The sequence below is a fragment of the Amycolatopsis sp. NPDC004747 genome (assembly GCF_053601335.1).
Map to the genome: position 1 here is coordinate 302,333 of NZ_JBSGBQ010000007.1, position 23,458 is coordinate 325,790.

Annotated in this window: 16 protein-coding genes; 10 read left to right on the forward strand and 6 right to left on the reverse strand. The window is 72.4% G+C overall.

Translation table 11 applies throughout. The annotated features are described in order from the left end of the window. Nucleotides 1–58: 58 nt before the first annotated feature. Nucleotides 59–1,564 (reverse strand): CehA/McbA family metallohydrolase, encoded by a 1,506-nt coding sequence (locus ACWEGE_RS14380; protein ID WP_449660891.1) that lies wholly within the window; start codon nucleotides 1,562–1,564, stop codon nucleotides 59–61. Nucleotides 1,565–1,631: 67 nt separating this feature from the next. Then, nucleotides 1,632–1,946: a hypothetical protein gene (locus ACWEGE_RS14385; RefSeq protein ID WP_449660892.1), complete on the reverse strand. Its 315-nt coding sequence runs from the start codon at nucleotides 1,944–1,946 to the stop codon at nucleotides 1,632–1,634. A 214-nt stretch (nucleotides 1,947–2,160) separates the two neighbouring features. Between ACWEGE_RS14385 and ACWEGE_RS14390 the strand changes: the two genes are divergently transcribed. The 5 genes from ACWEGE_RS14390 to ACWEGE_RS14410 all read left to right on the forward strand — a co-directional run bounded on the left by ACWEGE_RS14390 (nucleotide 2,161) and on the right by ACWEGE_RS14410 (nucleotide 12,864). Continuing rightward, nucleotides 2,161–3,531: a hypothetical protein gene (locus tag ACWEGE_RS14390; protein ID WP_449660893.1), complete on the forward strand. Its 1,371-nt coding sequence runs from the start codon at nucleotides 2,161–2,163 to the stop codon at nucleotides 3,529–3,531. Between the two features lie 89 nt (nucleotides 3,532–3,620). Further along, the gene (locus ACWEGE_RS14395; protein ID WP_449660894.1) at nucleotides 3,621–5,252 is read left to right on the forward strand and encodes a DUF6345 domain-containing protein; all 1,632 of its coding nucleotides are present in this window, start codon (nucleotides 3,621–3,623) and stop codon (nucleotides 5,250–5,252) included. 147 nt (nucleotides 5,253–5,399) lie between these two features. Next, nucleotides 5,400–5,639, forward strand: coding sequence for a hypothetical protein (locus ACWEGE_RS14400; RefSeq protein ID WP_354816737.1), 240 nt, complete (start codon nucleotides 5,400–5,402; stop codon nucleotides 5,637–5,639). 247 nt (nucleotides 5,640–5,886) lie between these two features. After that, nucleotides 5,887–11,355: an ATP-binding protein gene (locus ACWEGE_RS14405; RefSeq protein WP_449660895.1), complete on the forward strand. Its 5,469-nt coding sequence runs from the start codon at nucleotides 5,887–5,889 to the stop codon at nucleotides 11,353–11,355. Nucleotides 11,356–11,544: 189 nt separating this feature from the next. Continuing rightward, entirely contained in the window at nucleotides 11,545–12,864 is a 1,320-nt protein-coding gene (locus tag ACWEGE_RS14410; RefSeq protein WP_449660896.1) for a M14 family zinc carboxypeptidase, read from the forward strand. A gap of 1 nt (nucleotide 12,865) precedes the next feature. Here ACWEGE_RS14410 and ACWEGE_RS14415 read toward each other — a convergent pair whose 3' ends face one another. From ACWEGE_RS14415 to ACWEGE_RS14425, 3 genes are all read right to left on the reverse strand, one after another. Then, nucleotides 12,866–13,897 (reverse strand): class I SAM-dependent methyltransferase, encoded by a 1,032-nt coding sequence (locus ACWEGE_RS14415; protein WP_449660897.1) that lies wholly within the window; start codon nucleotides 13,895–13,897, stop codon nucleotides 12,866–12,868. A gap of 106 nt (nucleotides 13,898–14,003) precedes the next feature. Further along, nucleotides 14,004–15,014 (reverse strand): PadR family transcriptional regulator, encoded by a 1,011-nt coding sequence (locus ACWEGE_RS14420; protein WP_449660898.1) that lies wholly within the window; start codon nucleotides 15,012–15,014, stop codon nucleotides 14,004–14,006. 175 nt (nucleotides 15,015–15,189) lie between these two features. Continuing rightward, nucleotides 15,190–16,089, reverse strand: a complete 900-nt coding sequence (locus ACWEGE_RS14425; protein ID WP_449660899.1) for a LysR family transcriptional regulator — start codon at nucleotides 16,087–16,089, stop codon at nucleotides 15,190–15,192. Between the two features lie 70 nt (nucleotides 16,090–16,159). On the opposite strand from ACWEGE_RS14425, the gene ACWEGE_RS14430 reads away from it, so the two are divergent. Both ACWEGE_RS14430 and ACWEGE_RS14435 read left to right on the forward strand, forming a co-directional pair. Then, entirely contained in the window at nucleotides 16,160–17,128 is a 969-nt protein-coding gene (locus ACWEGE_RS14430; RefSeq protein ID WP_449660900.1) for a YeiH family protein, read from the forward strand. A 114-nt stretch (nucleotides 17,129–17,242) separates the two neighbouring features. Further along, a complete protein-coding gene (locus tag ACWEGE_RS14435; RefSeq protein WP_449660901.1) occupies nucleotides 17,243–18,736 on the forward strand; it encodes a sialidase family protein in 1,494 nt (497 codons plus the stop codon). A 65-nt stretch (nucleotides 18,737–18,801) separates the two neighbouring features. Here the strand turns inward: ACWEGE_RS14435 and ACWEGE_RS14440 are convergent, their stop codons facing one another. Next, nucleotides 18,802–19,410 carry an MmpS family transport accessory protein gene (locus ACWEGE_RS14440; RefSeq protein WP_449660902.1) on the reverse strand — a complete coding sequence of 203 codons (609 nt, stop codon included), beginning with the start codon at nucleotides 19,408–19,410 and terminating at the stop codon, nucleotides 18,802–18,804. A 168-nt stretch (nucleotides 19,411–19,578) separates the two neighbouring features. On the opposite strand from ACWEGE_RS14440, the gene ACWEGE_RS14445 reads away from it, so the two are divergent. From ACWEGE_RS14445 to ACWEGE_RS14455, 3 genes are read left to right on the forward strand one after another with little or no spacing between them, the layout of a single operon-like run. Further along, nucleotides 19,579–20,778, forward strand: a complete 1,200-nt coding sequence (locus ACWEGE_RS14445; protein ID WP_449660903.1) for a sensor histidine kinase — start codon at nucleotides 19,579–19,581, stop codon at nucleotides 20,776–20,778. A 9-nt stretch (nucleotides 20,779–20,787) separates the two neighbouring features. After that, entirely contained in the window at nucleotides 20,788–21,447 is a 660-nt protein-coding gene (locus tag ACWEGE_RS14450) for a response regulator transcription factor (protein WP_449660904.1), read from the forward strand. A gap of 23 nt (nucleotides 21,448–21,470) precedes the next feature. Beyond that, nucleotides 21,471–23,450 (forward strand): hypothetical protein, encoded by a 1,980-nt coding sequence (locus tag ACWEGE_RS14455; protein ID WP_449660905.1) that lies wholly within the window; start codon nucleotides 21,471–21,473, stop codon nucleotides 23,448–23,450. Nucleotides 23,451–23,458 lie beyond the last annotated feature (8 nt).

Below are 23,458 nucleotides of genomic sequence, written 5' to 3' on the forward strand. Positions count from 1 at the left end.
CCATCACCCCGTTCGCACCAGTCTGCCAAACGGAGGACGCGGGGGCCGGGGTGCGGGTTCAGTGCGCGGCGCCGAAGAAGATCGGGTTGGACAGCGCCACCATGGCGTTCGGCACCGTGGTGTTCGGGCCACCGGACGGGCGACGGACCTCGACGCGCACCCACCGGCTGTAGCGGGGGTAGGTGGTCCAGGTGACCGTGGCCGCGCCCGCGTCGCCGATCGGCTCGGTGTGCTCGGGGCCGAGCTGGTCGAGGAACGTCACCGTCGTCCCCGGCACGCCGGCGACCACCGCCTTGACCGTCACCGGGGTCCCGGTGCCCGCGGCGAGCCGCTCGCCGATGCCCGCGCTCGCGCCGCCGCCGGAGACGGTGAAGTCCAGCTGGACCGCCGCCGACTCCGCCAGCCACGAGCGGCCCGCCTTCAGCCCGGCCAGCAGTTCCCGGCGGCGCAGCCGGTCGGCGAGCACCACGGTGTGCGGCAGGGCCACGCGCTGGTCGGGGTGGTGTGCGTCGGAGTCGCCGATCGCCGGGATGAAGCGGCCGCCGCGCAGCAGCCCGTCCCAGTGGACGACGCTCGCCTCGTCGTCCTGGGTCCAGGGGCCGTTCCAGACTTCGACGAGGTCGGCGATTTCGTAGGCGAATTCGTAGGTGCAGCCGAAGCAGTTCGCGAACGGGTGCGCCGCGGTGACCAGGCCGCCGGCGCGGTGCACCTGGTCGGTGAAGCGCCGGAAGTCCCGCGGGTCGGCCGCGCGGTAGCGCCAGTCGATCCAGGTGCCGGCGGGCAGGCCGATCGCGGGCCAGTGCCCGGACCGGGTCGTCACCTCTTCGCCGTTGAGGATCAGCAGGTCGTCGGTGGCGTGGTTGCCCCAGACCAGCTGGGAGCTGGAGGTGTTGTGGTCGGTGGAGACGATGAAGTCGAGCCCGGCGGCGCGGGCGTCGGCGACGAGCTGCTCCGGCGTGCGGCGCCCGTCCGAGTGCACGGTGTGCAGGTGGCTGTCGCCGCGGTACCAGGCGCGGCCCCTGTCCCGCGCCGGAGCGGTTTCCGGGGCGGGGTTCGGCGTGACCGGCGGGCCGTCGGGGCCGAAGGTGAGCGTGATGTCGACGCGGTAGTTCAGCCCCTGCGGCGCGACGGTGTACGGGCCGAGGACGACGTGCCACCGGCCGGGCCCGACCGGGCCGGCGAGGTAGCCGGGCGTGGCTTCGGACGCGCTGATCGAGAACCGGTCGCGGAAGCCGCCGGACCAGCCGCGGAAGCCGCGCGCGTTGCCGAGGTCGTGGCCTTCGGGCCCGAAGATGCCGATGTCGCAGGCGTTCCCGCGGGTGCCGGCCGGCACCGGGGGCCTGTCGTAGGAGTAGACGACGTCGATCTGGCGCACGCCGCGCGGGACGTCGACGGGCAGGTAGTACCAGTCCGGCACGTCCGGTGCCAGCGTGCCGGTGACGGTCTGCGTCCGGCTGGTCCCACCGGGCTGATCGGCGAACGCGACGCCCGGCAGCAGCCCGGCGGCGACCGGGACGCTGCCGGCCCGCAGCAGCGTCCGCCTGCTGAAGTCGTTCATGCGCACCTCCGCACCCGACGCTAGGCGCGCCAGGCGAACGCGGACACGAAATGGCCGTGAACTTTCGGCAGCGTCAGCGGCGCTTCGCCAGGATCTTGCCGAGCGCGACCACGGTGACGGCGGCGGCCAAGCCGAGCCGCGTGACGTCGACGGCGGGAACCCAGGTGGCGGTGCCGTCCCGGACGACGAAGGCGCCGACGGGCCGGGCGAACACCCCGAAGCCGACGCCCTCGCGGACGGGGAGGGCATCCCCGCCGCCCCCGCCACCACCCCCGAAGACGGCCGCGGCCGGGATCACGGTGGCGCCACCGCGTTCGACGGGCTCGCCGTAGACGAGTTTCGCCGAGAACAGGTCCCGTGCCGCCGCGGCCAGCCGCCCCAGTTTCATCCGGCCAGCATCGATCGGCTGCGGGTCCGGGCGCGCCTCATGGGTGGCGGAGAACCCGGTTTTTGTCGGTGGTCTCCGGTAGCGTGGAAACCGGGGGCGCCCCCGCGGGCCCCGGCTGCTTTTCGCCGCTCCCGCCGCCAAAACCGGTTGCCGCGCCGCCGGATCTCCGCGATTCTGCCCTGTTCCGCACCGGGCGGGACGTTCGGAGAAGAAGATGACGCCGTCGCGCCGCGGCCTGGCCGCCAACCCCGCCCTGCCCGCTCCCCTGCTGGACACCTTGGTCGCGACGGCCGACGACGAGCTCGGGCCGATCCTCGCCGCCCGCGCGGACCTCACCCGCGACCACGCCCGGACACTCGCCGCCCGCTGCGGCCCGTCCGTGCTGTACCCGCTGCTCGAACACGGCCTGCTCACCCCGGCCGACGTCCCCTTCGACGACCCTTGGCGAGGGCTGGCCGTGCTGGTGCACCCGGACGCGGACCCGGCCTGGTTCGACCGGCTGGCCCGCGACCCCGACCCGGTGATCCGCACCGAGCTGGCCACCCGGTGCCCGCTCCCCGAACCGGTCGTCGACGTGCTGGCCGCGGACCCGGACCTGGACGTGGTCACCTCGGCGGCCCGCTGCCAGCGGCCGACCGCACGGCTGGCCGAGGACACCCGCCGGGCCGTCCGCCACGCCCTGGCCGCGAACGAGCAGTCGTCCCCGGACCTCCTGCGCCGCATCGCGGGCGAGGCCGAAACCCGTCGGTGGTCACCGGTGGCCTCGGAACCGGGGTCGTCGCCCGTCGACCTGCTCGCCACCCTGGCCGGAAACCCCGCCACCCCACCGGATTGCCTCCCCGTCGCCGCGCATCCGCTCGTCCGCTGGGCGCTGGCCTCCCGCACCGACCTCGCCGCCGACGTCTACGCGCACCTCGCCGAGGACGACCTGCCGGGTGTCCGGTGGGACCTCGCGCGCAACCCGGCCGCCGTCGCGCTGCTCCCGCGGCTGCTCGCCCGCGACCACAGCCGTGAGATCCGGCAGGCGGCCGCGCACAACCCGCGCGTCCCGCTCGGGCTGCTGGCGCAACTCGCGCTCGAAACCAAGGTCGGCCGCACGCTCGTGCCGCGCGTCGCCACCGCGACCGAACCCGAACTGCGGCTCCTCGCCGAGGCCGCGGCGCAGGTCAGACGGCTGGCCGCCGCTCGCCCGGACCTCCCTCCCGACCTCCTCGCCCGGTTCGCCGAGGACCCGGACGCCGGTGTCGCCCGGGCCGTCGCGCCGAACCCGGACCTGAGCCCGGCGCAGCTGCGGACCCTCGCCCGGCACGGGACGACCGTGTCCGCTGGGATCGCCGCGAACCCGCGCTGCCCGGCCGACCTGGCCCGGTCGCTGCTCGACGGCGCACCGGTCCGCGCCCTGCGGGTCCTCGCCGGCCACCCGGGACTGACCGCGGAGTCCATTGTGGCCCTGCTGGCCCACCCGGACGAGCGGGTCGTCACCGCGGCGGCGGCCAACCCCGCGCTGCTGTCCACTTCGACCGGAAGCACCACCGGACCGGGAAACTCCCACGGAATCGGTGCAGCGCTGAAAAAATTGCGCTGAAGGTGTGGCAAAAAGACGTATCCGAAAGTTTTCACCGTGTCGGCGGCTACCGTCCGAAAGCTGCGTTCTGCCACCCACGGGGAGGAATCATGGCACTGCTCAAGAACGGCGTGGTCACCGCACCACCGGGCGCACCCGCCGGCGCACGGGCGCTGAACTCGGCGGATCCGTTCGCCGCCGGCCCCGGCGCCGCCGCCGAGCGGGGTGCGAACCGGTACGGGGTCTGCTCCATCGAGGACTTTCCTCCCGGCATCAACGACCTTTCCAGCACCCACGAGGACGCGGGCGGTTTCTACAATTACGTCAAGCAGTTCACCGCGCCGAACTTCTGGTACACCGACGGTGGCGTGCTGTCGTGGATCTACGGCGAACAGTACGACGACTGGCAGGGCACCTACGGCTTCGACGCCTGCGTCGCCGAGTACCACTCGGGACACGGGACCATGGACTCCGGCGGTGTCTTCTGGATGCCGATGGGCGGCACCTGGGGTGGGTCTTCCTGGGCCAGCTCGGCCGACATGCGGCTGGGCAACGAGGTCGCGCGCTACCTGTTCTTCTCCACCTGCCTCTCGCTGCGCATCGGCGACGGCAACAGCCCGATCCGCACCTGGGACGCGGCGAACCTCGGCCTGCGGATGATCTTCGGCTTCGAGACGACCAGCGTCGACAGCCCGAACTACGGCGCCTACTTCTTCAGCAAGTGGAACGGCAACGGCCACAAGTTCGGCAAGGCGTGGCTGGACGCGTCGTGGGACATCGACCACCACCAGGCACCCTCGGTCGTCGCCTGCGGGGCGACGCAGGCCGAGGCTCAGGACCGGCTGTGGAACGAGGGGTCCTTCCAGACCGCCGCCGCGTCGAAGAACTGGTGGTGGTGGACCTGGTACGACGCCGCCAAGAGCATCCGGACGCCACGGCTGGAGCTGCCGGGCACGGCGCAGACCGCCCGGTTCGCGCCGCCGCGGCTTTCGGGGGCGCGGCTGGCCGAGCTGGCCGGCCACTACGGCGTCCGGCTCGGCGGCGGGGTGGCCGACGACGCGATGGGCCCGCACGGCGTCGTGCTGGGCGCCGAGCAGGGCGGGCCACGGCTGAGCGTCGACCACCGGGGCGTCCGCGAGATCACCTTCGCCGACGCCGACGGCACCGGCCGGGACGCCCCGAGCGCGGACGAGGCCGTCCGGATCGCCCAGGACGCCGTCGAGACGTTCGGGCTGGCCGAGCGCGTCGACCTGGTCGCCGACAAGGTGCGCCACCAGTACCACGCCGGCGGCACGGCAGGCGACGTCGCCGACCCGCGGGTGCGCGAGACCCACGTGGTGTTCACGCAGCTGGTCGACGGCCGCCCGGTCGTCACGCCCGGCCTCGGCGAGGTGCGCGTCGGCATCGACGGCGGCGGCACGGTGACCACGATCGTCGACGCCACCCGCGAGGTCGAGCGGCTGAGCGACGGCGCACCCACCGCACCGCCCTCGGCGGCCGCGGAAGCCACCGGCGAACCGTCCACTGTGGACGAGGCGCTCGACGCCCCGCTGCAGCGGCTGCTGCGGCGGCTGACCGCGGGCGGACGCGTGCCCGCCGAGGTCCGCACGATCCCGGACTCGACGGCGGTCGGCTACGCGCTGCGCGGCGACGACGGCGCTCCGGTCGTCCGGCGGACCGTCGAGGTCGACTGCGGCGCGGGGCTCGCGAAGCGGTACGTCCTGGAGGCACCCCTGCGCTGAGCAGGGAAAAGAGCGGCCGGGCCGGCACCGCGTCGGGGGGTGCCGGCCCGCGTTTCGCTCGAACGGGTGTAAACCCGAGGTATCCGGGGCATCACCAAAGCACACCTGTGCTCCGGGGGAGTGCGCCGTACCGAGGGGAGAACCGCGATGACCTTCGATTTCGTCAGCCGCTGGCTGGGCAGGCATCGCGACCGCCCGGGCGTCACCGTCGACCTGGCGTGCGGTGGCCGCGTGACGCTGCGCGAGATCGACGGGCGGCCCGTGCTGGCGGTCACCACCGCGCCCGGACCCGACGGCCGGTGCGAGGTCGCCGCCGTCCCGCTGTCGGAGGCCGAGCGCCGCGAGCTGGGGCAGGTGCTGGACTCCGACGTCCTGCTCGCCTCCTGATCACCACCCCGCCACCCCCTGTTTCCCGGATGTAGGGGGCTTTGTGGCTGATCGCGGGTGAAAACCGGTCCGGGCGGTGTGGCGCGGGTCGCTTTTTGTGGGGTTCCCACAACTCAGCCGCTCCGGCATGCGCCATCGCGGACATTGGTCCGACCCGGCGTCATCCACCAGGGTGTAGACAGGTGCAGGCGACGTCCCAGGACAGGTACGTCGCCTGCTGCGCGTGGGTACTTGGGAGGCTCAGCCGGTGTTCAGTCGTGTCGCCATCGTCAACCGCGGAGAGGCCGCGATGCGGCTCATCCACGCCGTCCGGGACCTGTCCGCGGAAACCGGGACGCGGATCGAGACGGTCGCCCTCTACACCGACGCCGATCGCACCGCCACGTTCGTCCGCGAAGCGGATCTGGCCTACGACCTGGGCCCCGCCTCGGCCCGGCCCTACCTCGACCTGGCCAAGCTGGAGAAGGCGCTGGTCGAGACGAAGGCCGACGCCGCCTGGGTCGGCTGGGGCTTCGTGGCCGAGGACCCGGCGTTCGCCGAGCTGTGCGAGAAGGTCGGCGTCACCTTCGTCGGGCCGAGCGCGGACGCGATGCGCAAGCTCGGCGACAAGATCGGCGCGAAGCTGATCGCCGAAGAGGTCGGCGTGCCGGTCGCGCCGTGGAGCCGCGGCGAGGTCGCCACGCTCGAGGACGCGCTGGCGGCCGGTGAGCGGATCGGCTACCCGCTCATGCTGAAGGCCACCGCGGGCGGCGGCGGGCGCGGTATCCGCATGGTCGCCTCCGGCGAGGACCTCGCCGACGCCTACGAGCGCACCAGCCAGGAGGCGCTGCGGGCGTTCGGCTCCGGTGTCGTGTTCCTGGAGCGCCTGGTCACCGGCGCCCGGCACGTCGAGGTCCAGGTGATCTCCGACGGCGCGACGGCGTGGGCGCTCGGCGTCCGCGACTGCTCGGTGCAGCGGCGCAACCAGAAGATCATCGAGGAGTCGGCGTCGCCTGTCCTCGCGCCGCCCCAGACGGCCGAGCTGAAGGCGTCGGCGGAGCGGCTCGCGGTGGCCGTGGGCTACCGCGGCGCGTGCACCGTCGAGTTCCTCTACCACCCGGGCGAGAAGCTGTTCGCCTTCCTCGAGGTCAACACCCGCCTGCAGGTCGAGCACCCGATCACCGAGATCACCACCGGCACCGACCTGGTCAAGCTGCAGCTGCACGTCGCCGGCGGCGGCAAGCTCGAAGGCGAGCAGCCCGCCGAGCTCGGCCACGCCGTCGAGGCGCGCCTCAACGCCGAAGACCCGGACCGCGACTTCGCCCCCTCCCCCGGCCGCATCGCACGGCTGGCGCTGCCGGCCGGCCCGGGCATCCGCGTCGACACCGGCGTCAGCGAGGGCGACACCATCCCGGCCGACTTCGACTCGATGATCGCCAAGATCATCGCCTACGGCCGCGACCGCGACGAGGCACTCGGCCGCCTGCGCCGGGCGATGGCCGAGACCACCGTCATCATCGAGGGCGGCGCGACCAACAAGAGCTTCGTGCTCGAGCTGCTCGACCAGCCCGAGGTGATCGACGCGAGCGCGGACACCGGCTGGATCGACCGCGTCCGCGCCGAAGGCCGCCTGGTCACCCACCGGCACTCCGCGATCGCGCTCGCCGCGGCCGCCATCGAGGCCTACCAGGACGAGGAAGAGGTCTCCGTCCAGCGGCTGCTGTCCACCGCGCACGGCGGGCGCCCGCAGGTCCAGCACGAGAGCGGCCGCCCGCTCGACCTCAAGCTCCGCGGCGTCGGCTACCGCGTCTCCGTCGCCCGCGCCGGCCGCAGCCGCTTCCGCGTCGGCATCTCCGCCGGCGCGTCCGACGTCCACCACGCCGACATCGAGATCGACCGGTTCGACGCCCACAGCGGCCAGATCCTGGTCAACGGCCGCCGCTTCCGGCTGGTCGCGGCCACGCACGGCCCGATCCACCTCGTGGAGGTCGACGGCGTCACCCACCGCATCAGCCGCGACGAGGGCGGCGTCGTCCGCTCCCCCGCCCCCGCGCTGGTCGTCGCCACCCCCCTGGCCGTCGGCGACGAGGTCGAGGCGAACGCGCCGATCCTCGTGCTGGAGAGCATGAAGATGGAGACGGTGCTGCGCGCGCCGTTCCGCGCCCGCGTCCGCGAGTGCCCGGTCTCCGTCGGCAGCCAGGTCGAGACGGGCGCGCCGCTGATGCGCCTGGAACCGCTGGCCGACGACGCCGCCGAGGAAGCCGCCGACACCGGCGAGACCGTCGAGATCGAGCTGCCCTCGGTGCCGGACGGCGTGTCCGCCGCCGAGCGCGTCGAGCGCGGCCTGCAGGACCTCCGCAGCCTGCTGCTCGGCTTCGACGTCGACCCGGCCGAGCGCAAGCGGCTCGTCGCCGCCTACCTGGAGGCCCGCTCCGAGCTGGGCAACCGGCCGGTCGAGGGCGAGCTGGAGCTGCTCACCGTCTTCGCCGACCTGACCGAGCTCAGCCGCAACACCCCGGGCGGCGAGGACACCGTTCCGAACGGTGCCGTGCACAGCCCGCGCGAGTTCTTCCACACCTACCTGCAGAGCCTCGACGTCGAACGCGCCGGCGTCACCGAAGGCTTCCAGGCGAAGCTCAAGCGCGTCCTCGCGCACTACGGCGTAGGCGACCTGGAGCGCACGCCGGAGCTGGAGGCCGCGGTCTTCCGGATCTTCCTGGCCCAGCAGCGGATGACGGCCGACGTCGCGGTCGTCTCGGAGCTGCTGCGGCAGTGGCTGACCGGGGCCCCGCCGGCCGAGGCGCTGAGCGAACGCGCCGGGCTCACCCTGGAACACCTGGTCGAGGCCACGCAGGTGCGCTTCCCCGCGGTGTCCGACCTCGCCCGCGGCGTGGTGTTCCGCTGGTTCGCCCAGCCGCTGCTGCGCCGCAACCGCGCCCGCGTCTACGCCGCCGTCCGCACCGAGCTGACCTACCTCGACCAGCACCCGGACGCGCCGGACCGCGCCGAGCGGATCCAGGCCATGATCACCGGCTCCCAGCCCCTGGTCCGGCTGATCGGGCAGCGGATCGGGCGGCCGGGCCGCGACCACGCGCCGCTGCTGGAGGTGCTGACCCGCCGCTACTACGGCAACCGGCGGCTCTCCGGGGTCGCCGTGCGCGAAGCCGGCGGGCAGCGCTGGCTGACCGCCGAGCTGAACGCCCCCGAAGGCGTGCTCCCCCTGGTCACCACCGCCGTCGACATCGCCGCCCTGCCCGACGCCCTCCGCGCGCTCGGCGAGGTGGCCACCGACGGCGTGGTCGCCGACCTCTACCTGCGGTGGGAGGACCAGCCGGACGTCGACGCGGCCGCGGAGCGGCTCGGCACGCTGCTGGCCGAAAACCCGCTGCCCGCGGGCGTGCGCCGGATCGTCGTCACCGTGGCCGGCACCGGCGGCGCGGTGATGCACCACCACTTCACCTTCGAGCGCGAGGGTGACGGCTTCACCGAGGACAGGCTGATCCGCGGCCTGCACCCGCAGATCGCCCAGCGCCTGCAGCTGCAGCGGCTGCGCGAGTTCGACCTCACCCGGCTGCCCTCGGCCGACGAGGAGATCTACCTGTTCAAGGCCACGGCGAAGACCAACCCGGCCGACGAGCGGCTGATCGCGATGGGCCAGGTCCGGGACCTGACGCCGCTGCGCGAAGCCGACGGACGCCTGGTCGCGCTGCCCGCGCTCGAGGACGCGGTCACCGCCTGCCTCGACGCCATCCGCAACATCCAGGCGCAGCGGCCGCAGCACAAGCGGTTCGACACGAACCGGATCATGATGTACGTCTGGCCGCCGACCGACCTGACCACCGAAGAGCTGAACACCCTCGTCCAGCGCATCCTGCCGACGTCGGTGGGCGCCGGGCTGGAGGAAGTCCAGTTCCTGGCGCGGCGGCGCACGGACGCGGGCAAGCTGACCGAGCTCGCCGTCCGGATCGCCTTCGACCCCGGGCACGGCGCGCGGCTGCACGTCGAGGCCCCGTCGACCGAGCCGGTCAAGCCCCACGACGACTACCGCCTGAAGGTGCTGCGCGCGGCGCGGCGCGGGACGGTGTACCCGTACGAGCTGACCGATCTCCTCGCCGGGCCGCAGGGCACGTTCGCCGAGCACGACCTGGACGACTCGGGTGTCCTGGTCCCGGTCGACCGGCCCAAGGGCAAGAACAGCGCGGCGATCGTGGCGGGCGTCGTCACCACGCCGACCGAGCGGCACCCCGAAGGCGTCACCCGGGTCGTGCTGCTCGGCGACCCGACGAAGTCGCTGGGTGCGTTGTCGGAGCCGGAGTGCTCGCGCGTCATCGCGGCGCTCGACCTCGCCGAGCGGATGCAGGTGCCGCTGGAGTGGTTCGCGCTGTCCTCGGGCGCGCGGATCTCGATGTCCTCGGGCACCGAGAACATGGACTGGGTCGCCGCGGCGCTCAAGCGGATCGTCACGTTCACCCAGGACGGCGGCGAGATCAACATCGTGGTCAACGGCATCAACGTCGGCGCCCAGCCGTACTGGAACGCCGAAGCCACGATGCTCATGCACACCAAGGGCATCCTGGTGATGACGCCGGACTCGGCGATGGTGCTCACCGGCAAGCAGGCGCTCGACTTCTCCGGTGGCGTGTCGGCCGAGGACAACTTCGGCATCGGCGGCTACGACCGCGTGATGGGCCCGAACGGGCAGGCGCAGTACTGGGCGCCGAACCTGCCGGCCGCGCGGGCGGTGCTGATGGCGCACTACGACCACACGTACGTGGTGCCGGGCGAGGCCGGGCCGCGCAAGGTGGGCACGAACGACCCGGTCGACCGGGACGTCTCGCCGTTCCCGCACGCGATCGTCGGCAGCGACTTCACGACGGTCGGGGAGATCTTCTCGGCCGAGCACAACCCGGACCGCAAGAAGCCGTTCGACATCCGCACGGTGATGCGCGCGCTGTCCGACCAGGACCACCCGGTGCTGGAGCGCTGGGCGGGCATGGCCGACGCGGACACCGCGGCGGTGCAGGACGTGCACATCGGCGGCCGCCCGGTCTGCCTGGTCGGCATCGAGTCGCGGTCGGTCCCCCGCCGCGGCTTCCCGCCCACCGACGGCCCGGACACCTACACCGCGGGCACGCTGTTCCCGCGGTCGTCGAAGAAGACGGCGCGGGCGATCAACGCGGCGTCGGGCAACCGGCCGCTGGTGGTGCTGGCGAACCTGTCGGGCTTCGACGGCTCGCCGGAGTCGCTGCGCAAGCTGCAGCTGGAGTACGGCGCGGAGATCGGCCGGGCGATCGTCAACTTCGAGGGCCCGATCGTGTTCACCGTGATCTCGCGCTACCACGGCGGCGCGTTCGTGGTGTTCTCCAAGGCGCTCAACCCGAACATGACGGTGCTGGCCCTGGAGGGTTCGTTCGCTTCGGTGCTGGGCGGCGCCCCGGCGGCGGCGGTCGTGTTCTCCGGCGAGGTCAACAACCGCACGGCGAACGACCCGCGCGTGACGGAGCTGCAGGCCCAGGTGGCGGCGGCCGGCGGCGCTGCCCGGGCGGCGCTGAGCGCCCAGCTGGCGGAGGTCCAGTCGGCGGTCCGGGCGGAGAAGGTGAGCGAGGTGGCGGCGGAGTTCGACCGGGTCCACAGCATCCAGCGCGCGGTGGAGGTCGGCTCGGTGGACGCGATCATCTCGGCGGCCGAGCTGCGGCCGCGGATCATCGAAGCGATCGAACACGGCCTGAAGAAGTAGCCTGCCGCAGCTGGTCGTGAGTGGTAAGGCGGGTTAGAACCCGCCTTACCACTCACGACCGGGCCGCGGCAGAGTCGCGACTTTCGGGGGTATGACCCCTTTGCACCGGGCCGACACACTGTGCGTGCCGGTACGGTGACCACGGGTTCCGACCGGACCTCCATCCGTGCGGCGTGAGGAGATCCCCCGATGGTGTCAAGGTCCCTGTCCCGGCTCGCCCTCGCGGCGTCCGGGGTCCTGCTCACCTCCCTGCTCGGCGGCACCGCCACCGCGCAGGCGGCCGACACGCCGGTGTTCTGGCGCGTCCCGGCCACGGCCGCCCAGGCGCAGGCGCTGACTGCGGCCGGGTTCGACGTCGAAGAAGGTGACGCCGGCAGCGTCAACGTCGTCGGCGGGCGGGCCGTTGCCGCGCAGCTGCGGGCCCTGGGTTACCGGCCGTCGTTCTTCGACACCGTCTACAAGGAACTTCCCGCCGAGACGAGCAGGCTGGCCGCGGACACCTACTACGGCGGGTACCGGACGGTCACCGCGCACGAGAACCACCTCGCCGCCGTTGCCTCGGCGCACCCCGACCTGGCCACGAAGTACACGATCGGCCAGTCGTGGAAGAAGGCGAAGGGCCAGGGCGGGCACGACATCCAGGCGATCTGCCTGACCAAGAAGCAGAGCGGCGACTGCACGCTGTCGACGACGTCGAAGAAGCCGAAGTTCTTCCTGATGGCCCAGATCCACGCGCGCGAGCTGTCGACCGGCGAGCTCGCCTGGCGCTGGATCGACTACCTCGCCGACGGCTACGCCACCGACGCCACCGCGAAGTCCATTCTGGACACCACCGAGGTGTGGGTGGTGCCGATCGCCAACCCCGACGGCGTCGACATCGTCGCCTCCGGCGGGAATTCGCCGAAGCTGCAGCGCAAGAACGCCGACAACTCCCGGGGCAGCTGCACCGGCACGAACATCGGCGTCGACCTCAACCGCAACTCGACGTTCAAGTGGGGCGGCGACTCCAACTCCGCCTGCTCCGAGACCTACCAGGGCGTGAGCGCGGGTTCGGAGCCGGAGGTGCAGGCGCTGGAGAAGCTGGCTCGCGCGATCTACCCGGACCAGCGCGGCACGGGCAACAACGACCCGGCGCCGTCGACCGCCACGGGCACGATGATCACGCTGCACAGCTACGGCAACGACATCATCATCCCGTGGGGCTTCACCCAGGCGACCTCGCCGAACGACGCCCAGTACCGCAGGCTCGGCGCGAAGTACGCGGCGTCCAACGGCTACCTCGTCGGCACGAACGAGGAGACCGTCGGCTACGACACGACCGGCACCACCGACGACTTCACCTACGGCGAGCTCGGTGTCGCCAGCGTGACGTTCGAGGTCGGCGGCTCGAGCGGCACGTGCGGTGGTTTCCTGCCGCGCTACACCTGCGTGGACAGCACGTTCTGGCCGAAGAACAAGGGCGCGCTGATCGCCGCCGCGAAGGCCGCCGCGGCGCCGTACCAGCAGTGAGTCACGGGCGGCAGGCGTAGATGCAGTTCTGCGGGCGCGGGGAGCCGAGCACTTCGACGTGCCGGAACCCCGCGTCCGCCAGCATTTCCACCGCCTTTTCGGTGCCCCACACCGCGCCCAGCGCGGCGCCGCCCTCGGCGAGTGACGTGGTCGTGCAGTACATCAGGCTGATCGAGTAGGTCAGGGCCGCCAGCGGGTTGCCGACGTTCTGCTCCAGGTGACTGGAGAAGTTGGTGTCCACCATGAAGAACAGCCCGTCCGGAGCGAGCGCTTCGCGGACCCGGCGCAGCACGACGTCCGGCCGGTCCTGGTCGTGGACGGCGTCGAAGGCGGTGATGACGTCGAAGGGCGGATCGGCGCTCAGCTCGGCGGCGTCCCCGACGACGAATTCGGCGTTGACCGGCTTGGTTCGGCCGGCCTGTTCGACGACGCTCGCGTTGATGTCCAGACCGGTGAAGTGCGAGGCGGGGAAGGCCCGCGCGGCCACGGCGATGGCGTTTCCGGTGCCGCAGCCGAGGTCGAGCACCCGAGCGCCGTCGGTGAGCCGTTCCTTCAGCCCGGGGACGGCACCGAAGAAGCCGTCGACGAGGTGTTCGCGGTAGACGTGCTTCCAGCTGTCGCCGGTTTTCGCGCCGAGGGTTTCCAGGTGGGGCCCGTAGGCCGACCTCGGGACGCCGCCGCCTTCGGCGAACGCGCGTTCCAGTTCCGGGAGGATGCCGGTGAACGCGGACAGCGTCAGCAACGACGGCATGAGGTTCGCCGCGGTTTCGCCGAGCAAGAACTTGGCGTGCTGCGGCGGGAAGGTGTATTCGCGGCCGTCGTAGGTGAAGATGCCGCCGGTGACCATGGCGCCGAGCCACTCACGGACGTAGCGTTCTTGGAGGTTCGCCCGCGCGGCGAGCCCGGCACTGGTGGCGGGGCCCAGCGCGGCGGCGGCGAGGAGGCCGGTGCGATGCCCGACGCCGAGGAGCATGGTGAGGGCGCTGCCGGTCATGGCCGCGGTCAAGTGCGCGGCGAAGTCCTTCTCCTCCATGGGGCAAGCGTACCCGCCGGGCGAAGAGTCCGATGTGGACGCTGCGACCGGGTGCAGGCGGTGCGGAATCGCTTCCGCACCGCCTGCCCGGCAAGTGCGGCGGCACTCAGGCGTCCTCGTCCTCCAAGCCCGCGTCGGCGAGCACCGCGTACACCCGGCGGCGGGCGTCGGCCAGGATCTTCTTCACTTCGGCCACCTGGGCGTCGTTGCCGCTGTATCCGACCTGGGCCGCCGCGCCGGACAGCTCGCCCAGTGCGTGCCACAGCGCCGCGAACCGGTCGGCGCCCGGCTCCTCCTCCGGTTCCGCCCACAGCGCCGCGAGCTCTTCCTCGCGGCCCGCCACGTGCTCGCGCCCGGCGTCGGTCAGCTCCGCGACCCGGCGGCCGGCCGTCTCGACCGTGTGGACCAGGCCTTCGTCCTCCAGCTGCTGGAGAATCGGGTACACCGAGCCCGGGCTGGGCCGCCAGCGGTCGTGCGTCCGGCGGCGGATCTCCTGCATCAGCTGGTACCCGTGCATCGGTTCCTCGGCCAGCAGCGCCAGCACCGCCGGCCGCACCGGGCGGGCGTGCGGGCGGCCGCCGCGGAACTCGCGGACCCGCTGGAACGCCCCGCCCCCGCCGAACCAGCCACCCGGGCCGCCGAACGAGCCCGGGCCACCCGGGAACCCGGGGAAGCCCGGCCCGCCCGGCGGCTGGGGCGGGTGCGGTGGGTGCGGCGGTGGCGGCGGGAATCCGCGCGCCAGCTCGGGGCCACCCGCCCAGTCTTCCTGCCCCGGCACGTCCTGCTCCGGGCCGAGGTGCCCATGCCCTGCCCCGGGGTGCCCGTGCTCCGGCATCCCGTGCTCCGGCCACAGGTCCCCGTGCCCCGGCATGCCATGTTCGGGCCCTGGATGCCCATGCCCCGGCACCCCGTGCCCCGCCCCGAGGTGGCCGTGCCCCGGCACACCAGGCTCCGGGTGCCCGTGGCCCAGCGCGCCGAGCCCCGCCCCGAGGTGCCCGAGCACATGCCCGGCCCCCAGGTGCCCGAACCCACCGTGCCCCGGCAAGCCGTGCCCGTGGTGCCCCAGGTGCCCCCCGAACCCGCCGAACATCCGGTCCGCTCCCGCGCTCATCCCCATGATGCCCTCCTGTCGTATCGGCGACACTCACACGATATATCGCCGCTCGATCGAGGGCAAGGCAACCTCCTCGGCCGAGGTAGCGCCCGGCCGCTACACCACCCCGCAGGCCGCTCCCCCACCCCGCCGGCTGCCCCTCGCCACCCGCGCCGGACCGGAGGCGGCATCCGGCGGGCTAGGAACCGGACTTCACCGCCAGCGTCAGCAGGTCCGCCGCCGGGCCGGTCAGCCGGCGCCCCGCCGGCCACACCGCGCGCAGCACCCGGCCCAGTTCGACGCCGTCCACCGGCACCGGCACCAGGCGGCGGCCGGCCACCTCGCGGACCACGTCGAGGTCGCTGATCACCGCCGGTCCGGCGCCCGCGATCACCGCGTTGCGCACCGCCGAAGCCGAACCCAGTTCCAGCAACGGCGTCACCGGGCCCGCGCCGGCCCGCCGCAGCGCCGCCTCGACCGTGTCCCGCGTTCCCGAACCCGGCTCCCGCACCACCAGCGGCGTCGCGGCCAGTTCGGCGGCCCGCAACGGACGGCGGCGCCGGGCCCACGCGTGCCCGGCCGGCACCACCACGACGAGCCGGTCCGCGGCGACGCGGCGGGTGGCCAGGCCCGGCCACGGCCCCGGCGACTCGACGAACCCCAGGTCCACCCGGCCGCGCGCGACCAGGTCGGCGACCTGCTCGGAGTTCACCACCTCGAGCCCGACGTAGGTGTCCGGCCCGGTCCGCTTGACCTCGCCGATCCAGGCGGGCACGAAGTGCTCGGCCAGCGTCATGCTCGCCGCGACCCGCAGCTGGGCGCCGCGCTGGGTGCGCAGGGCCTCCGCGCCGGTGCGCAGTCCGTCCACTTCGGTCAGCACGCGGTGCGCCCAGCCCGCGATCACCCGGCCGTCCGGGGTCAGCGCCGAACCGCGCCGGGTCCGGTCCACCAGGGACAGTCCCAGCTGGCGCTCCAAAGTGGACAGCCGCTTGCTCGCCGACGGCTGGGCGATGCCGAGCGCCCCGGCCGCCTGGCCGATGCTGCCGAGGTCGTCGACGAGCACCAGCAGGCGCAGCGAGTCCAGATCGGGTCCGGTCATAGCTTCAGTCTATGACCTCAGCACGCACCGACGGCTACCGCGCACGCCCGGCAGCGGCGACGCTGGAAGCATGGCACTGACGACGGCGAAGACTTCCGGCTTGGCGATCACCGGGCTCGGTGTCGCCGCGGCGTACGCGCTCAGCTCCGCGTGGCCGGTGGTCGGCGCCCTCACCGTCGCGGTCGTGCTGGGCGTGGCCGTCGGCAGCACGCCGGTGCTGGCGGAGGAACACCGCCTTGCCGTCGCCCGGCTCACGAAACGCCTGCTGCGCGCGGGTGTCGTCCTGCTCGGGCTGCAGCTCGCCGTCCCGACGGTGCTCGCGCTCGGCCCCGGCACGCTCGCCGCGGTCGTGCTGACCGTCGCGGTCACCTTCCTCGGCACGCTCGGCCTCGCCCGGCTGGTCCGGGTGCCGCGCGGGCTCGCGCTGCTGGTGGCCACCGGCTTCTCGATCTGCGGAGCCTCGGCCATCGCCGCCGTGGAAGGCGTGGTCGAGCGCGACGACGAAGACGTCGCCACCGCCGTCGCGCTCGTCACCTGCTTCGGCAGCCTGACACTGGCCGCGCTCCCCCTGCTCGCCCACGCGCTCGGCCTCGACGCCGTCCGGACGGGCAGCTGGGCCGGGATCTCGGTGCACGAAGTCGCCCAGGTCGTCGCGGCGGCCGGCCCCGCGGGCGCCGCCGCGGTCGGGATCGCCGTGGTGGTGAAGCTCAGCCGCGTCGTCCTGCTCGCCCCGGTGGTCGCGCTCGTCGGTGCCGCCGAACGCGGCCGCCGCGACACGCACGCCCCGCTCGTGCCCCTGTTCGTCCTCGGGTTCCTCGCGATGGTCGCGGTCCGGAGCACCGGCCTGGTCCCCGCGTTCGTGCTCGACGTCGCGAAAACCGCGTCGACGCTTCTGCTCGCCGGCGCGCTGTTCGGCCTCGGCTGCGCCGTCCGGCTCGGCGCGTTGCTGCGCAGCGGTGGCCGTGCCCTGCTCCTGGGGCTCCTGTCCACGCTTCTCGTGCTGGCGACCGGGTTCGGGACCCTGGTCGCGTTCACCTGAAATTCGCCTCCCGGACACGTATAGTTCGTTATACGCATTGTTGTACAGCTCTTGTACGGACCGCGTCGACGCTCCCGGGGAGACGAAGACACGAATCCGTAGGGAGCTCGAACCGTGAAGATCACCCGACTCGCCCAAGGGCTGCTCGCCGGGCTGCTGGGGTGCGCTGCCCTCGCCGTCCCGGCGGCCGTCGGCGCCGCGTCCGCCCAGGCCGATGTGGCCAGCACGCCGGTGTTCACCAAGGACACCGAAGGTCATGACTGTTACCGCATCCCCACCGTCGTCAAGGCGAACAACGGCGATCTGCTCGCCTTCGCCGAGGGCCGCAACAGCGGCGCCCACGCCTGCGCCGACCTGGGCAAGATCGATCTCGTGATGAAGCGTTCCACCGATGGCGGCAAGACGTGGGGTGCGCTGAACACCGTCATCACCGCGTTCGGGGACACGAAGGGCAACCCCGCGCCGATCGTCATCCCGGGCAGCAACCGGATCGTGCTGCTGTCGACCATGCAGTGCTACACCAACCCCGACTGCGGCCGGGTCCCGCGCGTGTCCATCAGCGAGGACAACGGGAAGACGTGGGGGGCGCCGAAGACGCTGACCACGGAGCTCGGTTTCTCGACCGCGCCGGGCTGGCTGGCCACCGGGCCGTCCCACGGGATCGTGCTGACGCGGGGCGCGCACAAGGGCCGGCTCGTCGCCGGGATGAGCTACTCGAACATCGGCGCGCTGGTCTACAGCGACGACCAGGGCAGCACCTGGCACCTCGGCGCCACCGACAAGCCGGCGACGAGTGCGCTCAACCCGCAGGAGATCAGCGTCACCGAGCTCCGGGACGGCCGGATCTACGCCGCCGCGCGCAACCAGGCCAACGACGGCAACAAGTGCCTCGAAGACGGCACCCGCAACCGCGCGTTCGCGATCAGCTCGGACGGCGGCGAGACGTTCAGCTCGAAGTTCGGCTTCGCCACCGACCTCGTCGCACCGACGGTCGAGGGCTCGACGGCCCGGATGAGCGCCACCGACACCGGTGGCAAGTACAACCGGATCCTGTTCGCCGCACCGTCCGTGTGCGGCGAGCGTGCGGAGCTGCGTGTGCATTCGTCGTTCGACGAAGGCGCCAACTGGACCGGCAACGCGGGCAGCCTGCTCGTGTGGGGGTCGGGCGCGGCGTACTCGGACATGGTGCAGCTGTCGCAGTCGTCGGTCGGGGTGCTGTTCGAAGTCGGCCCCACCGAGCACCCCTACGACGCGATCCGCTTCGCCACGGTCACCGAAACCGCGCTCGGCGCCCCGGCCTGCGGTGGCGGCTACAGCGTCATCGACTCGGCGCCGCTGGGCACCGGTGGCGCGGCCGGCACGGTGTACCTGTCGTACAACGCGGCCAACGGCCAGAACTGCGTCAGCACCATGAAGAGCGCCTCCGCCGGGACGGCCACCGCGACCTCGGCCTACCTGGAGGTCAAGGGCTCGGCCCGGCAGACCGACTCGGGCTCGTTCTCCTGGTTCGCCGGTCCGGTGAAGGCAGCGGCGGCGGACAAGTGCGTGAAGTGGGGCGGCGCGGCCGGCGGCCAGGCCTACGACAGCGAATTCGAGCACTGCAGCTGAAACCCCTGGGTGGGACCCGCCTCTTGGCCGGGTCCCACCCTCGTCTTCCGTGCCGCCCAGGCGGTTCAGAAGCCGGTGCAGCTGGCGACGGCCCCGGCTCCGGCCGCGGTCGCCGTCTTGGCTTCCTTGCCGTCGACGATCACCTTGCAGCCGACCGTGCCGCCCTCCGGCCCGGCGGTCGCGGTGAACTGGGCACCGGCGAGGAATCCGGTGGCCTCGACGGTCTTGGTCCACGGCACCGCGGCGCCGGTCTCGGTGTTGATCAGGATCGTGTCGCGGTCGAAGGTGCTGTAGTCGATGTCGACGGCCTTCGCGTCGCCGCTCACCTGGTAGACGATGGTGTGGTGCTGGGTGGCCTGCTCGTTGACGTCGTTGATCGCCTTGCCGATCACCACCAGCCACAGGATGCAGACGACGAGAGCGAGCACCGACACGACGACGCCGGCGATCGAGAGTCCCTTGTTGGTCGCCTTCCCGGACCGCACTCTGGCCACGCCGACCGCCGACAGGATGAGGCCGAGCACGGCCAAGGGCCAGGCGACCACGCCGACCAGCGGGATCGGGGCGAACACGAGCCCGATCAGGCCGAGGACGAACCCGGCGGTGCCCAGGCCGTTGCGCGGCGGCGCGGCCGGCGGGGCGGCGTGCTGCTGGATCGGGGTGTAGTCGGTCATCGGGGTTCCTTTCGCTTCTTCTCGACGGCGAGAAGAAAACCAGCGGCGCGGCGCCGCCCGCGTCGTCCGCACGCATCGACCCGGTACGACGAAAGTCGTCACCGGCCGGGTGGTGAACGAGCGGAACGGCTGAGGAAGACGCGGTGGCCACCTCGTAGGCTGGCCCGCATGGGACGGTCCGTGCTGGGCGTGGTGTGCACCGTGCTGGCGGTCGCCGCGAGCGTGCTGACCGGCATCGTGAACGTGGTGCTGGAGGTCAGCCTGCCCGGGACCGACGAAGTGCACGCGTCGGTGGCCGCGGTGCTCGGCTGGCTGCTCGGCCTCGGCGCGGCAGTCATGCTGGTCTGGCGGTGGCGCTGGCCCCTGGTGGTGACCGGGATCGCGGTGGTGCCGCCGTTGCTGCTGGTGTCCGACTCGCTGGCCGCGTTGATCGCGCTCGCCGCGCTCGCGACCCGCTTCGCCGGCTGGTGGCGCTGGGGCGCGGCGACGCTCACGTTCGCCGCGACCGCGCTGGCGGTGTGGCGCGACGCGAGCCGGTCCCCGGACCTGTCGCTGGCCGAGGCTTGGATCTCGACCGAGACGACCGGCGCCAAGCTGATCGGGGTCGTCGTCACCGCGGCGATCTACACGGCGGTCCCGCTCACCCTCGGGATCGTCCGGTACAGCCTCACCGAGAAGCGCCGGCTGGCCGCCGAAGAGGCGGCCCTGCGCGACCAGGTCGCGCGCCGCGAGGAGCAGGCGCGGATCGCCCGCGAGATGCACGACGTGCTCGGGCACCGGCTGTCCCTGCTTTCGCTGCAGGCGGGCGCGCTGGAGGTCACCGCGGCCACGACACCGGACGCGGTGGCGGCGGCCAAGACGGTGCGGACCACCGCCCGGCAGTCGCTCGACGACCTGCGTCAGGTGATCGGCGTGCTGCGCGGCGCGGGCTTCGCCGACCGGGCACCCGGCGGGCCCGCGGAACCGCCCCAGCCGACGCTGGCCGACATCCCCGACCTGATCACCGGTGCCCGGCAGGCCGGCTTGGCCGTCAACGTGACGATCCTGCTCGACCAGGCGTCGGCGGCGCCGGCTCCGCTCGGCACGGCGGCGTACCGGATCCTCCAGGAGGCGCTGACCAACGTGCTGCGGCACGCACCGGGAGCGGCGGCGGAGGTGCTGGTCCGCGGCGGTCCGGGCGCGGGGCTGTCGGTGGAGGTCGCCAACCCGCTGCCGGCGCACCCGGTGCCGTCGCCGGGGTCGGGCACCGGGCTCACCGGCGTCAACGAGCGCGTTTCGCTCCTCGGCGGTTCGCTGTCGGCGGGCCCGGTCGACGGGCGGGCGTTCGCGCTGCGGGCCTGGCTGCCGTGGGTGGCGCCGGCGCCCTAGCATGGGCGGGTGAGCGTGCGCGTACTGCTCGTCGACGACGACCCGCTGGTCCGCACCGGACTGGCCATGATCCTGGGCAGCACGCCCGATCTGCAGGTGGTGGCCGAGGCGGGCGACGGCGACGAAGCGGTCCAGCAGGTCGCCCGGCACGCGCCGGACGTGGTGATCATGGACATCCGCATGCGCCGCATGAACGGCCTGGTGGCCACGGCGGCGGTGCTGGCCCAGCCCAGGCCGCCGAAGGTCCTGATCCTGACGACGTTCGACCTGGACGAGTACGTGTTCGAGGCGCTGGCGGCGGGCGCGAGCGGCTTCCTGCTGAAGGAAGGTTCGCCCCAGGAGATCATCGAAGGCGTCCGGGTGGTGGCGAACGGCGACGCGATGTTGTCGCCACGGCTGACGAAGCAGCTGATCGGCGAGTTCGTGGCGGCACGGGCGAACCCCCGGCGGTCGCGGGCCCAGGCGAAGCTGGACCTGCTGAGTGAGCGGGAACGCGAGATCGTGACGGCGGTGGCGCAGGGGAAGCCGAACGCCCAGATCGCGACGGAGCTGTTCCTCAGCGAGGCGACGGTGAAGACGCACATCACGCGGTCGTTCGCGAAGCTGGATGTGTCGAACCGGGTGCAGTTGACGATCTTCGCTTACGAAGCGGCGCTTGTGACGCCGTGAAGTCCCGTTGGGTTCGCCTCGGCTTGGCCGTCCTCGTGCCGGTCTTGCTTCTGGTGGCGCTGTGGTCGGGGTGGCTGGGCTGGCTCGTGGCGGACGGTGGGCCCGTCCGGAAGACGCTCGAGGCGCTGAGCTGGCTCGCCGCTGTTGCGGCGGTCGTTTTCTCCTTGGTGGAGCTGAGACGCCGAAAGCCTGCGGTTTCGCAAAGCGTGTACGTGGGCCGCGCGCTGCACCTCGACGGCGACCGGCTGCCGAAGGTCGCCGACGTGTCGTTGCTGGCGCTGCGGGTCAAGCGGGCGGTCGACACGTTCGACGCCGAGGGCCGGGACCTCCCCCGGTACGTGGCCCGCGACCGCGACGAGGACCTGGAGTGGGCAATCGCCACTGGCGGCCTGGTGCTGCTGCACGGCCGTGCCGCCGCGGGCAAGAGCAGGGCCGCTGCCGAGGCGGTGCGCCGGCTGCGTCCCGGCCATGATCTGCTGGTCCCCGTCGACGCTCCGGCACTGCGGAAGATCGCCGAATCCGGCCTCACGGACACCGTGGTCTGGCTCGACGACCTGGAACGCTTCCTGGTCCCCGGTGGGCTCGATGTGGGCCTGTTCCAGCGGCTGGCCCCCTCGGTGTGCATGGTGGCCACCATCCGCGACCACGAGCTCGCGGTGCACCGCACGGTCGAAGGGGCGATCAACAAGGCGGCGGCGGACTTGATCGCGAGCATCCCGCCGAGTCACCTGATCGCCATCGAGCAGCGCTTGACGGAAGCCGAGCAGGAACGGGCGAGGACCGCGCAGGCAGGTGATCCGCGGATCGGCCGGGCTCTCGAGGCTTCGGAAGGGTTCGCGGAGTACCTGGCGGCGGGCATGCCGATGCTGGAACGGTGGTCCGTCGGCGACAGCCCGCTGTTCTACGTCGGTCAGGCACTGATCAGCGCCGCGGTCGACTGCCGGCGAGCCGGCTACGCCGAACCTGTCCCGAGTGCCACGCTCGCCGAGCTGTACCGCCACTACCTGCCCACGCCCTGGTGCGAGCGTCCGGATCTCCCGCCGGTCGCCGAAGGCCTGGAGTGGGCGGCCCGGCCGGTGCTGGGCGCCAGTTCGTGCCTGCAGCCCCGGACCGACGGGAGCTACCTGGCTTCGGACTACCTGGTCGACCGGGCACAGGAGGGCACCAGCCCGCTGCGTGACTCGCCGGTCCCCGATCGCACGTGGGAGGTGCTGCTTTCCCTCAGCTCCGGCCCGGATGCCGTTGCGGTCGGCTTCGGCGCCTACGACGCCGACCGGTTCGAAGTGGCCGAGGGGTTCTTCCGGCACGCTTTCGAGACCGGAGACGAAATGGCCCTCGGACCGGCGGCCATGGCCATCGGAAAGCTGGGCCGCTTTGCCGAAGTGGGAGAAATTTTTCGAAACGCGGAGCAGGCCGGCAACGAAGAAGTGATGGCCTATGCCGTCCTGGCGCTTTCCGAGGGCGACCGGTTCGAGGACATCTCCGATCTTGCTCGCACTGCGATCTCCGACTCCAACCTGAGCTCGATATACCTTGTGACAACGGCACTGTCCGACCTAGGTCGTTCAGCGGACCTCCACGACCTCGCCGTGACCGCCATCGATCAGGGCCAGCAGAAGATGATCAATGCCATCACAACATCTTCACGCGAGCACCTGAGCCTCGACCAGCTGAGCAGCCTTCTTCGGCACGCAATGGAAAGCGGCGACGACCGCGTCGTCTACGCAACGTTGTTCGGCCTCAGACGTCCTCACCAGAGGGACAAGGAAGCAACCTTCGAACCCGCCTTCAGCTGGCTGGCCGAACAGGAGAACCTCGTCTTCTTCGTTGCTTTTGTCATACAGGCCATCGAGGCGGAAGATTTCGACGGGCTCCGCCGTCTGGCGTCGCAACTCGTCGCCCGAAACAAGCACGACACCATCACAATGCTGCTTCGCCACGCCATCGAAACCGGGTACATCGGATCGGCCGACGTGCTGAGGACCTTCGAACGCCCCGCCTGATTCGCCCG

Excerpts from the sequence above, each read along its gene's own strand:
- ACWEGE_RS14445 (WP_449660903.1), top strand. The coding sequence starts at position 19,579 with ATGGGACGGTCCGTGCTGGGCGTGGTGTGCACCGTGCTGGCGGTCGCC.
- ACWEGE_RS14425 (WP_449660899.1), bottom strand. The coding sequence starts at position 16,089 with ATGACCGGACCCGATCTGGACTCGCTGCGCCTGCTGGTGCTCGTCGAC.
- ACWEGE_RS14415 (WP_449660897.1), bottom strand. The coding sequence starts at position 13,897 with ATGGAGGAGAAGGACTTCGCCGCGCACTTGACCGCGGCCATGACCGGC.
- ACWEGE_RS14400 (WP_354816737.1), top strand. The coding sequence starts at position 5,400 with ATGACCTTCGATTTCGTCAGCCGCTGGCTGGGCAGGCATCGCGACCGC.
- ACWEGE_RS14385 (WP_449660892.1), bottom strand. The coding sequence starts at position 1,946 with ATGAAACTGGGGCGGCTGGCCGCGGCGGCACGGGACCTGTTCTCGGCG.
- ACWEGE_RS14410 (WP_449660896.1), top strand. The coding sequence starts at position 11,545 with ATGGTGTCAAGGTCCCTGTCCCGGCTCGCCCTCGCGGCGTCCGGGGTC.
- ACWEGE_RS14430 (WP_449660900.1), top strand. The coding sequence starts at position 16,160 with ATGGCACTGACGACGGCGAAGACTTCCGGCTTGGCGATCACCGGGCTC.
- ACWEGE_RS14440 (WP_449660902.1), bottom strand. The coding sequence starts at position 19,410 with ATGACCGACTACACCCCGATCCAGCAGCACGCCGCCCCGCCGGCCGCG.
- ACWEGE_RS14395 (WP_449660894.1), top strand. The coding sequence starts at position 3,621 with ATGGCACTGCTCAAGAACGGCGTGGTCACCGCACCACCGGGCGCACCC.
- ACWEGE_RS14390 (WP_449660893.1), top strand. The coding sequence starts at position 2,161 with ATGACGCCGTCGCGCCGCGGCCTGGCCGCCAACCCCGCCCTGCCCGCT.
- ACWEGE_RS14420 (WP_449660898.1), bottom strand. The coding sequence starts at position 15,014 with ATGGGGATGAGCGCGGGAGCGGACCGGATGTTCGGCGGGTTCGGGGGG.